General features: G+C 72.5%; 14 protein-coding genes. 9 read left to right on the top strand and 5 right to left on the bottom strand.

Going from position 1 to position 13,251, the window contains the following annotated elements; genetic code table 11:
• Position 1 precedes the first annotated feature (1 nt).
• Together sat and IRZ18_00580 are read right to left on the bottom strand one after the other, a co-directional pair.
• The gene (gene sat, locus IRZ18_00585) at positions 2-1,180 is read right to left on the bottom strand and encodes a sulfate adenylyltransferase (GenBank protein ID MBX5475609.1); all 1,179 of its coding nucleotides are present in this window, start codon (positions 1,178-1,180) and stop codon (positions 2-4) included.
• Complete coding sequence (locus tag IRZ18_00580) at positions 1,173-1,877, bottom strand: phosphoadenylyl-sulfate reductase (GenBank protein MBX5475608.1); 705 nt, start codon at positions 1,875-1,877, stop codon at positions 1,173-1,175. Before IRZ18_00580 ends, sat begins: the two co-directional genes overlap by 8 nt.
• 92 nt (positions 1,878-1,969) lie before the next feature.
• Between IRZ18_00580 and IRZ18_00575 the strand changes: the two genes are divergently transcribed.
• A complete protein-coding gene (locus IRZ18_00575) occupies positions 1,970-2,737 on the top strand; it encodes a uracil-DNA glycosylase (GenBank protein ID MBX5475607.1) in 768 nt (255 codons plus the stop codon).
• On the opposite strand, the gene IRZ18_00570 is transcribed toward IRZ18_00575, so the two are convergent.
• Positions 2,718-3,263 (bottom strand): metallophosphoesterase, encoded by a 546-nt coding sequence (locus IRZ18_00570; GenBank protein MBX5475606.1) that lies wholly within the window; start codon positions 3,261-3,263, stop codon positions 2,718-2,720. The two genes, IRZ18_00575 and IRZ18_00570, sit on opposite strands and share 20 nt — an antisense overlap.
• Between IRZ18_00570 and hflX the strand changes: the two genes are divergently transcribed.
• The 3 genes from hflX (at position 3,202) to IRZ18_00555 (ending at position 6,869) form a co-directional block, all read left to right on the top strand.
• A complete protein-coding gene (hflX, locus tag IRZ18_00565; GenBank protein ID MBX5475605.1) occupies positions 3,202-4,554 on the top strand; it encodes a GTPase HflX in 1,353 nt (450 codons plus the stop codon). The two genes, IRZ18_00570 and hflX, sit on opposite strands and share 62 nt — an antisense overlap.
• A gap of 48 nt (positions 4,555-4,602) precedes the next feature.
• Positions 4,603-5,994, top strand: a complete 1,392-nt coding sequence (locus tag IRZ18_00560) for a dipeptidase (GenBank protein ID MBX5475604.1) — start codon at positions 4,603-4,605, stop codon at positions 5,992-5,994.
• A gap of 107 nt (positions 5,995-6,101) precedes the next feature.
• Positions 6,102-6,869, top strand: coding sequence for a hypothetical protein (locus tag IRZ18_00555; protein MBX5475603.1), 768 nt, complete (start codon positions 6,102-6,104; stop codon positions 6,867-6,869).
• Positions 6,870-6,908: 39 nt separating this feature from the next.
• Here IRZ18_00555 and IRZ18_00550 read toward each other — a convergent pair whose 3' ends face one another.
• A complete protein-coding gene (locus tag IRZ18_00550) occupies positions 6,909-7,367 on the bottom strand; it encodes a hypothetical protein (GenBank protein MBX5475602.1) in 459 nt (152 codons plus the stop codon).
• A gap of 4 nt (positions 7,368-7,371) precedes the next feature.
• Positions 7,372-8,409, bottom strand: a complete 1,038-nt coding sequence (gene namA / locus IRZ18_00545; GenBank protein MBX5475601.1) for an NADPH dehydrogenase NamA — start codon at positions 8,407-8,409, stop codon at positions 7,372-7,374.
• 309 nt (positions 8,410-8,718) lie between these two features.
• Between namA and IRZ18_00540 the strand changes: the two genes are divergently transcribed.
• The 5 genes from IRZ18_00540 (at position 8,719) to IRZ18_00520 (ending at position 13,248) form a co-directional block, all read left to right on the top strand.
• Complete coding sequence (locus tag IRZ18_00540) at positions 8,719-9,945, top strand: hypothetical protein (protein MBX5475600.1); 1,227 nt, start codon at positions 8,719-8,721, stop codon at positions 9,943-9,945.
• 167 nt (positions 9,946-10,112) lie between these two features.
• Positions 10,113-10,418 carry an EthD family reductase gene (locus IRZ18_00535; GenBank protein ID MBX5475599.1) on the top strand — a complete coding sequence of 102 codons (306 nt, stop codon included), beginning with the start codon at positions 10,113-10,115 and terminating at the stop codon, positions 10,416-10,418.
• A gap of 16 nt (positions 10,419-10,434) precedes the next feature.
• Positions 10,435-11,235 (top strand): enoyl-CoA hydratase/isomerase family protein, encoded by an 801-nt coding sequence (locus IRZ18_00530; protein ID MBX5475598.1) that lies wholly within the window; start codon positions 10,435-10,437, stop codon positions 11,233-11,235.
• Positions 11,236-11,248: 13 nt separating this feature from the next.
• Positions 11,249-12,034, top strand: coding sequence for an enoyl-CoA hydratase/isomerase family protein (locus IRZ18_00525; protein ID MBX5475597.1), 786 nt, complete (start codon positions 11,249-11,251; stop codon positions 12,032-12,034).
• The gene (locus IRZ18_00520) at positions 12,031-13,248 is read left to right on the top strand and encodes an acetyl-CoA C-acyltransferase (protein ID MBX5475596.1); all 1,218 of its coding nucleotides are present in this window, start codon (positions 12,031-12,033) and stop codon (positions 13,246-13,248) included. The genes IRZ18_00525 and IRZ18_00520 overlap by 4 nt, the downstream gene beginning before the upstream one ends.
• Positions 13,249-13,251 lie beyond the last annotated feature (3 nt).

Raw genomic sequence — 13,251 nt, 5'->3', positions numbered from 1 at the left:
GTCACGACTTGCGGTAGGCCTCCACCAGAAGCTGGGCCACTTCGGGGCGGGAGAATTCGGGGGGCGGGCACTCGCCGCGGGACAGCATCTCCCTCACGCGCGTGCCGCTCAGTTGCACGTGGTCCTCGTCGCCGTGCGGACAGGTGCGCGTCGTCGCCATGCTGCCGCACACCCGGCAGTAGAACGCGTGCTCGAACCGCAGCGGTTCGATGCCCAGCAACTCGGGCGGGAGGCGGTCGAAGATCTTCTGCGCGTCGTACGTGCCGTAGTAGCGGCCGACGCCCGCGTGGTCGCGGCCGATCACGATGTGCGTGCACCCGTAGTTGCGCCGCACGATCGCATGGTGGACGGCCTCACGCGGCCCGGCGTAGCGCATCGCGGCCGGGTAGGCGGCGAGGACCACCCGCTCGCGCGGATAGTACCGGTCCAGCAGGGCCTCGTACGTGCGGAAGCGCACGTCGGCAGGGACGTCGTCCTCCTTGGTGGCGCCGACCAGCGGGTGCAGAAGCAGCCCGTCGCAGATTTCCAGGGCGCACTTCTGGATGTATTCATGCGCGCGGTGCACCGGGTTTCGCGTCTGGAAGGCCACGACCCGCCGCCAGCCGCGCTCCTGGAAGATCCTGCGCGTGTCCAGGGGGTCGAGGTGGTACTGCGGAAAGGCAGGCTGAGGCCGCTTCGCCAGCCACACCGGCCCGCCCACGAGCACGTCGCCCTGGGCGTAGAGGCGTGCCACGCCCGGGTGACGCTCCTCCGCGGTCCCGAACACGGCGCGCGCCTCGGCCCTCTTGTCGTAGCGGAAGACGTGCTCGACGTGCATGAGGCCGATCACCGCGCCGGACGGTTCGCACAGGGCCACGGTCTCGCCCTCGTCCGGCGCCTCGCCCGCGTCGACCGCGAGGGTGACGGGGATCGTCCACGGGAGGCCGCTCGCCAACTGCATCCCTTGAAGGACGGAGCGGTAGTCCTCTGGGCCCATGAAGCCTTCGAGAGGGCTGTACGCGCCGACGGCGATGAGCTCCAAGTCCGCCACGGCGTGCGCCGGCAGGCGCAGGCGCCGCAGGCGGCGGGCCTCCTCCAGGGCCTGTCGAGCCTCTTCTCCCTTGAGGACGCGCTGCACAAGGAGACCGCCGTACGGCGCGATGGGGCCGGGGGCATGCAATCGCGTGTCCGCCTTACGCATGAAGTCCACACTCCAGCTTGCCCTTGCCCCGCCAGCGGCCGCTGCGGGGGTCTTCGCCCTCGCCCACGGGCGTCGTGCACGGGAAGCAGCCGATGCTCGGGTAGCCGCGGTCGTGGAGCTCGTTGTACGGCACGTCGTGCCTGGCGATGTAGTTCCAGACGTCCTTGTACGTCCAACGCACGAGCGGGTTGACCTTCACGAGCCCGAACTTCGCGTCCCACTCCACGGGCTTCGCCCGCGCGCGCGTCGGCGCCTGCTCGCGCCGGATGCCCGTGATCCACGCGCGGTAACCCTTCAGCACCCGTTCAAGCGGCTCGACTTTGCGCATGCGGCAGCATGCGTCGGGGTCGCGCTCCCACAGGCGGGGGCCGTAGCGCTGCGCCTGCTCCTCCACGGTCAAGTCCGGCAGCACCTGGATGAGTTCGACGGGATAACGCGCGGCGATCCGGTCCCGCACCGCGTACGTTTCGGGGAAGTGGAGGCCGGTGTCCAGATAGAAGGCCTTTGCGCCCGGTTGCACGCGGCACATCATGTCCAGCAGCACGACGTCTTCCGCCCCGAAACTGCAGGCGAGTACGATATCCGGGTGGAATTGTTCCATCGCCCAGCGGACGATCTCTTCCGCCGGCGCGGTCTCCAGGCGCTCGGCTTCATCCGCCAGCCGCGCCGCCGTCCACTCGACGTCTCGTGTGGCCAACGCCTCATCCTCCTCGTTGAGTGGTCTCGCGTCTCTCCCATGCTATGGGGGTCTCGCGGGGGGCGAGCCTGTTCACGGCGAGGTGCAACGGAATGTCCAGGCAGGACGATGACGCGCGCGCGGCGGCGTGGGCGCAGCTGGAGGAGGACATCATCCGGTGCCGCGCGTGCCCGCGGCTCGTGGAGCACCGGGAACGGGTCGCGCGGGAAAAGCGGCGGATGTACCGGGACGAGACCTACTGGGGCAAGCCGGTGCCGGGCTTCGGGGATCCCGAGGCGCGCCTGTGGATCGTCGGGCTCGCGCCGGCGGCGCACGGGGCGAACCGGACCGGTCGGATGTTCACCGGCGACCGCTCCGGGGAGTGGCTCTTTCGTGCCCTCCATCGTGCAGGGTTCGCGAACCAGCCGACCAGCGTGTCGCGGGACGACGGCCTCCAACTCCGGGACGCCTTTGTCAGCTCGCCGGTGCGGTGCGCACCGCCGGACAACCGGCCCTCGCGCGAGGAGCTCCTGCGGTGCCGGGGCTTCATGCTGAGGGAGGCGCAGCTGCTCCGGCGCGTGCGTGTTGTCGTCGCCCTGGGCCGGTTCGGCACGGACGCGTTCCTCGGCCTCCTGCGAGAGATGGGCGCGCGGCCCGCGCCCGTGGTCTTCGGCCACGCGCGGCGCCACGACCTCGGCCCCGGGCTGCCCGTCCTTGTCACGTCGTATCACCCGTCGCAACAGAACACGCAGACCGGGCGGCTCACGGAAGAGATGTTCGACCGCGTCTTCGCGCTGGCGCGCGAGATCCTGGCGGAGGACGACGCCGCGACGTCCCCGCCCGCGGAGACGCCGCGGCGCCTCAAGACCCGGGAGGGATGAAGGGCGTCTCGTCCGGCCGATCGAAGAAGACGTGTTCCGCCCGCAGTTGGCCACCTTCGGGCCATAGCCAGCCGAAGGAGAAGTGCGGCGCGCGGCGGCGGTCCGTGGGCGAGCCGGGATTGAACATGAGGCAGCCTTCGCGCGTGGCGCGGTGCGGTTCGTGGCTGTGGCCGAAGACGACGGCGTGGACGTGGCGTTCCTGGCTCGCAAAGGCGCGGAAGGCGCGGTCGGGCGTGTCGCGCCCGGGGCCCGCGTGGCCGTGCACCAGGCCCACGCGGAAGGAACCCAGCGCCACCACCCGTTTTTCCGGGAGGAGCGGCCACACGTCGGGACCGTCGACGTTGCCCCGCACGGCATGCACGGGGGCGAACGCCTCAAGGACGGTGAGCACGTCGGCGGCGACGAGGTCGCCCGCGTGCAGGATGAGGTCTCCGGGACCGAGCGCGGACAGGGCCCGGTAGACGATGGCGGGCAGGTCGGAGCCTCGCGCCGGCAGGTGCGTGTCCGACAGCACGAGCGCCTTCATGGCAGCCATGATACCATTCGACGCATGCGAGGGATGCCGGATGGAACGGGCGTTGCTCGTCGTCGCCCACCGGCGGCGCGACGGCTGGACGGCGCAGGACGAGGCGGACGAGCTCGCGTCCCTCGCGCGCAGCGCGGGCGCGGAGGTCGCCGGCGTCGTCGTGCAGAGCCGGCCGCAGGCCGATCCGGCGACGCTGATCGGACGCGGCAAGGTGGAGGAAGTGAGGGCGGAACTCGAGCGCGCGGGCGCCACGCTCGTCATCGTCGCGCCGGAACTGACGCCCGCCCAGCAGCGCAACCTGGAACGCGCCCTCGACACCGTGGTGCTGGATCGCACGCAACTCGTGCTCGACATCTTCGCGCAGCGGGCCCGCTCGCGTGAAGGCGCGCTGCAGGTGGAACTGGCCCAGCTCCGCTATCTCCTGCCGCGCCTGGCCGGCATGGGGCGGGCGCTGTCCCGCCTCGGCGGCGGCATCGGCACGCGGGGACCTGGAGAGACGAAGCTCGAAGCGGACCGGCGCCGCCTGCGCGAGCGCATCCGCGCCCTGGAACGGGAGATCGAGGCCGTGCGGCGCCACCGGACGGTGCTGCGGGCCGGACGCGCGCGCCTCGAGTTGCCGATGGTGGCGCTCGTCGGGTACACCAACGCGGGCAAGTCGACGCTCTTCAACGCCCTCACGGGGGCCGGCGTTCACGCGGAAGACGCGCTCTTCGCCACCCTGGACCCCACGTCGCGCCGGGCGGAACTCGGCGGCCGCGCCGTCATCCTGACGGACACCGTCGGCTTCATCCACGACCTGCCGCATTCGCTCGTCGCCGCCTTCCGCGCCACGCTGGAAGAGGCGGCGCTGGCCGACCTGCTCCTGCACGTGGTCGACATCAGCCGGGACGGGTGGGAGCAGCGGATGTCCGCCGTCGAAGACGTGCTGGACGAAATCGGGGCTGGCGACGTGCCCCGCCTCGTGGCCCTCAACCAGATCGACCGCCTGCCCGGCGGCGCCGCCGAGGCCGCGCGCCGCGTCCCGGAGGGCGTGCCCGTCTCGGCCCGCACGGGGGAGGGCCTGGCCGAGCTGGGTGCGGCGGCCGCCGCGCTCCTCGCCCGCCAGGAGCGGACCGAGGCGTGGCTCGTCCCGTACGACCGGCTGCGCGTGCTCGACTGGCTGCGACAGGCGGGCCGCGTGGAACGGGAGGAGTACACGGACGCGGGCGTCCGCGTCGTGGCCCGCTGCGACGAGGCGACGGCCCGTCGCGTGGCGCGCGCCCTCGCCGGGTCGCCGGCCACGCGCGGCTGATTCCGCGGGGCGACCCGCGTTCCCGACCTTTCGAAGGAGGCCGATGGCATGCAGACCTTCGACGTCGAACGCCATTTCGCGGCCAGGCGCGACCGCCACCTGGCCGAACTCATGGAGTTCCTGCGCATCCCCAGCATCAGCGCGCTCTCCACCCATCGTGCCGACGTCCGCCGCGCGGCCGAATGGCTGGCGGACCGCCTGCGCCGGGCGGGGCTCGAGCACGTGGCGGTCGAGGAGACCGGCGGCCACCCGGTCGTCGTCGGCGACTGGCTCCACGCGCCCGGCGCGCCGACGGTGCTCATCTACGGCCACTACGACGTGCAACCGGTCGATCCGGAGTCGCTGTGGACGACGCCGCCCTTCGAGCCGCAGATCCGCGACGGCCGCCTGTACGCGCGCGGCGCCAGCGACGACAAGGGCCAGACGTTCATGCACGTCCTGGCCGTCGAAGCTTGGCTCGAGGAGACGGGACGGCTGCCGGTCAACGTCAAGTTCCTCGTCGAAGGCGAGGAGGAGGTGGGCAGCCGCCACTTGGACGCGTACGTGGAGCGGAACCGTGACCGCCTGGCGGCGGATGTCGTCGTCGTCAGTGACACGCCGATGTTCGCCGCGGGACGTCCGGCCGTCTGCTACGGGCTGCGCGGCATCGCGTCCATGGAAGTGCGCGTGCAGGGTCCGGCCAGCGACCTGCACTCCGGCCTTTATGGCGGCTCCGTGCTGAACCCCATCCAGGCCCTCGTGGCGCTTCTTGCCAGCCTGCACGATGCAGACGGCCGCGTGGCCGTGCCCGGCTTCTACGACGACGTCCGTCCGCTGTCGGCGGAAGAGCGGGACGCCTTCGCGCGCCTTCCCTTCGACGAGGAGGCCTACCGGCGCCAGCTGGGCGTCCCCGCGCTCTTCGGGGAGCCGGGGTACACCACCCTGGAGCGCGTCTGGGCGCGCCCCACGCTGGAGTTCAACGGCATCAGCGGCGGGTTTCAGGGGGAGGGCGGGAAAACCATCGTGCCGTCCTGGGCGTCGGCGAAGATCAGCTGCCGCCTTGTGCCCGACCAGGACCCGGAGAAGGTGCTCGACGCGATCGAGCAGCACCTCCGAGCCCGCGCGCCGCGCGCGGTCGAGCTCACGATCGAAAGGGGCGCGGGCAGCCCGGCGTCGATCGTGCCGCTGGACCACCCGGCCGTGCGCGCGGCTGCCCAGACGCTTCAGGAGACGTACGGCCAGCCGGCCGACTTCATTCGCATGGGAGGCTCGATCCCCATCGTGCAGACCTTCCGCGAGCGTCTCGGCGCGCCGGTCGTGCTGCTGGGCTTCGGCCTGCCGGACGAGAACTTCCACGCGCCGAACGAGTTCTTCACGCTGGAGAACTTCGACCTCGGCCTGCGCACGCTCGCGCGCTACTGGGCGGCGCTGGCGGAGGCGATGTCGCCCGGGCGGGCTTGACTCGACCGCCCGGCCGCGCGGTGTGCCGGCCCCGCGGCGGCGGCACCCGGGTGAGGCTCGATTAGACGCGGGCCCGGACGGCCATCTTACTCCCGGATAGGGAGGCGATGGTCATCCGTGACCGTCAAACGCTGGCGCGGGCCACGGCGGTCGCGATCCTCGCGGCGGCCGTGATGCTGGCGGGGTGCAGCGCCGCGGCCCGGCTCAAGCCGGGGAAGCCGGGCTCCGTGCCGAACGCGTCCGAGATCGGCAGGAACGTGGCGCAGAACGCCGGGCAGATGCCGTGGGCGCCCAAGGAACTGCTGGACATGGAGAGCCAGGCGGAGAGCCTCGTGAACGCGGCGCTGGCGGGCGAGTGGGCGAAGGTCGACGCGAACTTCGCCAGGGTCAAGGCGGATTGGCCCGCCGTCCGCCGCGAGGTGGCCCGCCGGCATGTCGACGAGTCGCTGTTGAAGCGCGTCGACCGGGTCGTCGAAAAGACCGGCGAGGCGGCCGCGAAGCGCGACGCGGAAGCGGCCGCGGGCAATGCGAACGCCCTGACGGGGTACGGCGCCGCGTTCATGAACCTCTTCCAGATGACGACGCCGCCGCAGATCCCGATGATGGACTTCCAGGCCCGCGCGGCCATGCTCGACGCCAGGGCGGGCGAGTGGCGGGCCGTCGAGGCGGAAGTCGGCGCGCTGGACGGGATCTGGCTGTCGTTCCACCCCATCGCCAACGCGAAGCGCCCCGACAACCACGGGGAGATCGAACGGCGCCTCGCCGCCATTTCCCGGGACGCGGAGGCGAAGGACGCGGCGGCCGTGGCGCGGGACGCGCAGGCCCTCATCAAGGAGGTCGACACGCTCCGGACGCAGTTCATGCGGGGAAAGTGAGCGCCGCGGCCGGGATGCCCGCTGCCACGGGTGCCGGGACTACGCGTCTCGCGTCCAGGCCGTGAGCACGTGCATCAACGCCGCACCGGCGGCGACGATGCCGCAGAGGCCGTGGAACGGCGCGAGCCATGGCGGAGCCGTCCGGGGCAGTTCCAGCGCCAATCCGGACACCCACGCAAGGACGGCGGCGACGGCGGCAAGCGTCCCGCTCAGGGCGAAGCCGTCCGCCCTGCCGCGGCCGCGCGCGAACGCCGTACGGTGACGCGTCCATGTGGGGACGAGCGGCAGTCCCGCGAGGAAGCCGAGCCACTCGTGCCCGGCGCCCAACCACGGCCAGCCGGCTCGCTGCGCGGCGGTCAGCAGGCGCAGGGGCAGCCCGCTCGCGGCGGCCGCGCCGAGCAGCGCGGCGAACCACCGGTGGGCCCACGCGGCAGCGCCCGCCGCGCGCGTGCGGGGCGACCGGGCCTCTCCCGAGATGCGGCGCGCGGGGGGCGCCATGGCCTCAGCCCGCCCGTCCCGGCTTGGCGCGCAGGTACTGGCGCGGCCAGTCCACGTCGACGCCCAACCGGAGCGCCGCCCGGCGCGGCCAGTACGGGTCCCGCAGCAGCTCCCGCCCCAGGAAGACCAGATCGCAGCTGCCTTCCGCCACCAGAGCCTCCGCGAACTCGGGCTCCGTGATCAGACCCACCGCGGCGGTGGGCACGCCCGCCTCGCGCCGCACGCGGCGCGCGAACTCGACCTGATAGCCAGGATAGGCGCGCGCCGGCGCCGCGGGCGTGGCGCCCCCGCTGGAGCAGTCGACGAGGTCGACCCCCGCCGCGGCGAGGCGGCGGGCGATCTCGACCGTCGCATCCCCGTCCAGGCCGCCCGGCGCCCAGTCCGTCGCCGAGACGCGGTAGAAGATCGGCGCGTCGTCGCCCCACGCGGCGCGGCACGCGCGCACCACCTCAAGCGGGAAGCGCAGCCGGCCGTCGAGGCCGCCGCCATACGCGTCGTCGCGACGGTTGACGAGCGGGGTGGTGAACTCGTGCAGCAGGTACCCGTGCGCGCCGTGGATCTCGATGACGTCGAAGCCGGCTTCCTTCGCGCGCCGCGCGGCGGCGGCGAACGCCTCCGTCACCGTGGCGATGTCGCGCTCCGTCATCGCGCGCGGCATGGGACCCTTGCCCGGGAACGGCTCCGCGACCGGCGCCAGCGCGTCCGGGTTGTCGGGGAAGGATTTGCGCCCCGCGTGCGCCAACTGGATGCCGATGGCCGCCCCGGCCCGGTGGACGAAGTCGACGATCCGCCGGAACGCGGGGATGTGGTCGTCGCTCCAGATGCCCAGGTCCTGTCGCGTGATGCGGCCGCGCGCCTCCACGGCCGTCGCCTCGATCATGACGAGGCCGACGCCGCCCACGGCGCGCGACCCGTAGTGCACGAAGTGCCAGTCGGTCGGCATGCCGTCGTCCGCCGCGGTATACATGCACATGGGCGACATCACGATGCGATTCCGGAGTTCCAGTCCGCGCAGTCGGAAGGGTTCGAAGAGTGACGCCAATCGCTGGACCCCCTCAATACGATCAAAACAGAAGTGACGGGCCGTGGGAACGGGGGGCGCGCGCGCAGGATCCCGGCGCGGCCGCGCGGATTCCCGACGGCGCCGTCGACGCGTGGTTCCCGTGGTTTCGCGGCTCCATGATCGCCCGATCCATGGACGCCCTTCAGGCGCCTGGCCGGAACCCCCGGGCGGTGTCGCGGAAGCCGGCGGAGCTTGCTATCCTGGTTGAGTCATTGTCTCCGGCGCCTGGTCGGGCCGGGCGCCGTGGGAACTTGCGTGGTCGGATGGATCGCGCGCTGGGAGGGGGCGATGGCCACGGTCCCGCATGACGCCCTGCGGGCGTACCGGCGCGAGCGGTACGCCCTCGTCCGCCGCATGATCGCGAGCGGCGCGCTGCGCAGCCAGCCGGTGGCGCGCGCGTTCGCGTACGTGCCAAGGCACGTCTTCCTGCCGGCCTCTCTCGCGCCGTATGCCTATCGCGACGTGCCGCTGACCATCCGCGACGCGGCCGGCGCGCGCCTTGCGACGGCGTCGCGCCCGTCGCAACTGGCTCGCGTGATCGAGACGCTGGAAGTCGCCCCGGGCCAGGCGGTCTTGGTCGTCGGCGCCGGTTCCGGGTACGCCGCGGCCCTGCTGGAAACGCTCGTCGGCCCGGCCGGAACGGTGTACGTGCTGGAGCCCGACGCCGCAGCGCGCGAGTGGGTGCGGCGCCGGTTGGCGTCGATCGGCTCGGACGTCCGCGTCCTGGACGACGACGCGTGGCACCTGCTCCCCTCGGGACCGGACGTCGACCGCATCCTCGTGCAGGGCGCGGTGGCCGACTTCCCCGCCTCATGGGACGCGCGGGTGCCGCAGCGCGGTCGCCTGGCCCTGCCGCTCGCGCTGGCATCGCCGCTGCAGTCGCTCGTCGCCGTGCTGGAGCGCCGGCCGTTCGGATGGCAGGCCGTCGCCTGGCTGGACGGCGACGCCGCGCCGGCGCCGGCGCCGCCCGGACTGCGCGCGGAAGGCGCGGTCGAAGCGCGCGCCGGAACGCGAGTCGCCGCGCCGGCCCTGGACGCCGCCGGCCAGCGCGCCGCCTGGGAGCGCGCCGTGGCCGCGTTTGCCGACCGCTGTTGCGTCGCGCTTCGCGGGCGGCCCGATGCCGTGGGTTGGCGCGGCCTCAGGTTCTGGCTCGCGCTGGCGTTCGGCGAGAGGTCGTTTTTCGCCCACCCGCCGGAACTGGCGGGGGTTGTCCGCGATGCGGCGAGCGGCGTCGCCCTCGGCCGCGACGGCGGCATCCGCGTGTGGGGCCCGCGCCCGCCGGTCGCGGAGCTCGAGGACGCCATCGAACGCTGGGTGCGCGCGGGCCGGCCGCCGCTGGAGCGTTTCCGCGTGACCGTGCGCCCGGCCGGCGAAGACGCAGCGTCCGAGCCTGTCGCGGCCGGCCGGCCGCCGCTCTTCTCGTGGACCTCCACACGCGCGGAGCACGTCTACCACGTTCAGTTGTACCCGCCTGCGGTTCGACGCCTGCCCTTCGGGCCGCGCTGGGACGCCTAAGGCGCAGCTCCCGCGCGCCGTCCACCGCCTGCCCCGCCCAGAAGCGAGAAGGTCGAACGCCGCCGGTGTCGAAGTCAGTTGCCGCGGTGCCTGCAACCGGCTCATGGGCGCGGACAGGTGCCGTTCGCGTGCCATTCCCAGTTCCCAGCGGAAAGGCGGAGCCACGCGTGGTCAAGCTCGTCGTGATGTTCAAGCGGCCCGAGGACCCCGAAGAATTCGAGCGCCTCTACCGGGAAACGCACCTGCCGTTGGCGCGGCAGATGCCCGGCCTGCGCCGCATGGAGCTCTCCCGTTTCACCGGCGTCCCGGGCGGCGGAGACCCTCCGTACTACCGCATGGCCGAGCTGTACTTCGACTCGATGGACGCCTTGAACGCCTCCATGGCCTCGGAACCGTCGCGGGAAGCCGCGAAGAACCTCATGTCGTTCGCCAAGGGCATCGTTTCCATGTCGATCGCCGAAGTGGACGAGTAGGCTGGAGGGACTCAACATGAGCGAGCCCGAACGGGCTTGGCATCGCACGTACCAGACGATCCAGGTTGAAGACCGCGGCGCCGTCGCCCTCGTGCGGCTGAACCGGCCGCAGGCGCTGAACGCCCTGAACGCGCAGCTCATGGAGGAGCTGCTGGACGCGCTCCGCCGCCTCGACCAGGACGACGCCGTCCGCGCCATCGTGCTGACCGGCAACGGACGGGCGTTCGCGGCCGGCGCCGACATCAAGGAGATGGCCGAGCGGACCGTCGTGGACATGGAGCTCGAGGACCGCTTCGCCACGTGGGACGCCATCCGCCTCATCCACAAGCCGATCATCGCGGCCGTCAACGGGTTCGCGCTGGGAGGCGGCTGCGAGCTGGCGATGATGTGCGACATCATCATCGCCGCGGAGACGGCCACCTTCGGCCAGCCGGAAATCGCCATCGGCGTGATCCCGGGCGCCGGCGGCACGCAGCGCCTTACGCGCGCCGTGGGCAAGTCGGCGGCCATGGAGATGATCCTCACCGGCGACCCGATCCCCGCGCGCCGCGCGCTCGAACTCGGCCTCGTCAGCCGCGTGGTGGCTCCGGAGGTGCTGCTCGACGAGGCGCTGCGGCTGGCGCAGCGCATCGCCGAGCGGCCCCCGCTGGCCGTCCGCCTGGGAAAGGACGCCGTCAACCGCGCGTTCGAGACGACGCTCACCGAGGGCCTCGCGTACGAACGCCGCAACTTCTACCTCCTCTTCGCGACGGAAGACCAGAAAGAGGGCATGCGCGCCTTCATGGAAAAACGGCCGCCGCAGTTCCGCGGCCGGTAGAAAGGGGAACGGTATGTCGGACACGGTCCTCTACCAGGTGGAAGACGGCGTCGCCGTCATCACCTTGAACCGGCCGGAGGTCCTGAACGCCGTCAACGACGAGCTCGGCTTCGCGCTTCTGGACCGCATCCGCCAGGCGGGCAAGGACGAATCGGTCGGGGCGGTGCTCCTCACCGGCGCGGGACGCGCCTTCTGCGCCGGGGAGGACCTGAAGGGCCAGCTGGAAGCCGTGGAGCAGGGCAGGGCCAACCTGGGCGACGTCCTTCGCCGGCGGTACAACCCGATCATTCTCGCGCTGAAGTCGCTGCCCAAGCCGGTGCTGGCCGCCGTCAACGGCGTGGCCGCAGGCGCCGGCGCCAGCCTGGCGCTGGCCGCGGACCTGCGCATCGCCTCGGAGCAGGCGTCGCTGGTCGAGGCGTTCGTGAACGTCGGCCTCGTGCCGGACTCGGGCGCGACGTACTTCCTGACGCGCATGGTCGGCTTCTCCCGCGCCATGGAGTGGGCCCTCACGGGCCGGCGCATCACGGCGGAGGAGGCGCTGCAGCTCGGCGTCTTCCACCGCGTCGTGCCGCAGGAGGAACTCATGGAGCAGGCGCGCGCGTGGGCCGCGCAGCTCGCGCGCGGACCCTACAGCATCGGCCTCATCAAGCGGGCGATGGAGTACGGCGCGACGCACACGCTTGAGGAAGCCCTGGAGTACGAGGCGCAGCTTCAGGAGGCCGCCGGCCGCAGCCGCGACCATCACGAGGGCATGGCGGCGTTCGTCGAGAAGCGGGCGCCGAGGTTCGAACGGCGATGAGCGCTCCGGACGTCGTTGTCGTCGACGCGGTCCGCACGCCGGTCGGGCGCCACCGTGGCGCGCTCGCGGACGTGCGCCCCGACGACCTGGCGGCCCTCGTTCTCAAGGCGGCCGTCCAGCGGACCGGCCTCGACCCCGCCCTGATTGAAGACGTCTACATGGGCTGCGCCAACCAGGCGGGCGAGGACAACCGCAACGTGGCGCGCATGGCGGTGCTGCTCGCCGGGTTTCCGGAGACGGTGGCGGGCTGCACCGTCAACCGCCTCTGCGGCTCCGGATTGGAGGCCATCGTGCAGGCCGGCCGCGCCATCCGCGCGGGAGAAGGGGACGTCTTCCTTGCCGGTGGCGTGGAGAGCATGACGCGCGCGCCCCTCGTGCTGCCCAAGCCGGACGAAGCCTACGCGCGCGGGGACCGCGTAATGTACGACACCACCCTCGGCTGGCGCATGACGAACCCCCGGTTCCCGTACCCCTTCTACAGCATGGGCGAGACGGCGGAGAACGTCGCGGAGAAGTACGGCGTCTCGCGGGAGGACCAGGACCGCTTCGCCTGGCTCAGCCAGCAGAAGTGGAAGGTCGCGCATGACGCGCGTCGCTTCCGCGACGAGCTCGTCCCCGTCGAGGTGCCGAAGCGCGAGGGCGAGACGGTCGTCGTCGACACGGACGAGCACCCGCGCCCGGACACCACGCTGGAGAAACTCGCCAAGCTCCCGCCGGCGTTCCGCGAGGGCGGCACCGTCACGGCGGGCAACAGTTCAGGCATCAACGACGGCGCCGCGGCCGCCGTCCTCATGAGCGCCGAACGGGCGCGGGCCCTCGGCTTGAAGCCCATGGCGCGCCTCGTCGCCGCGGCCGTGGCGGGCGTGAACCCGGACTACATGGGCATGGGGCCGGTGCCGGCCACGCGCAAGGCGCTCGCCCGCGCCGGCCTGGAGCTCGACCGGATCGACGTCATCGAGATCAACGAAGCCTTCGCCGCGCAGTCGCTCGCCTGCCTGTGGGAACTCGGGCTCGACCCGCTCGGCCGCGACGCGGACCGGGTCAATCCGAACGGCGGCGCGATCGCCATCGGCCACCCGCTGGGCGCCAGCGGCGCGCGCATCGTCGCCACGCTCCTGCACGAGCTGCGCCGGCGCGGCGGCCGTTACGGGCTCGCCACCATGTGCATCGGCGTCGGCCAGGGGATCGCGGCCGTCTTCGAACGGCTCGACTGACAA

Source organism: Clostridia bacterium (assembly GCA_019683875.1).
GTDB lineage: Bacteria > Bacillota > Sulfobacillia > RBS10-35 > Bu92 > Bu92.
The sequence above is the reverse complement of the archived record's forward strand: the minus strand, read 5'-3'. Positions and strand labels throughout refer to the sequence as shown.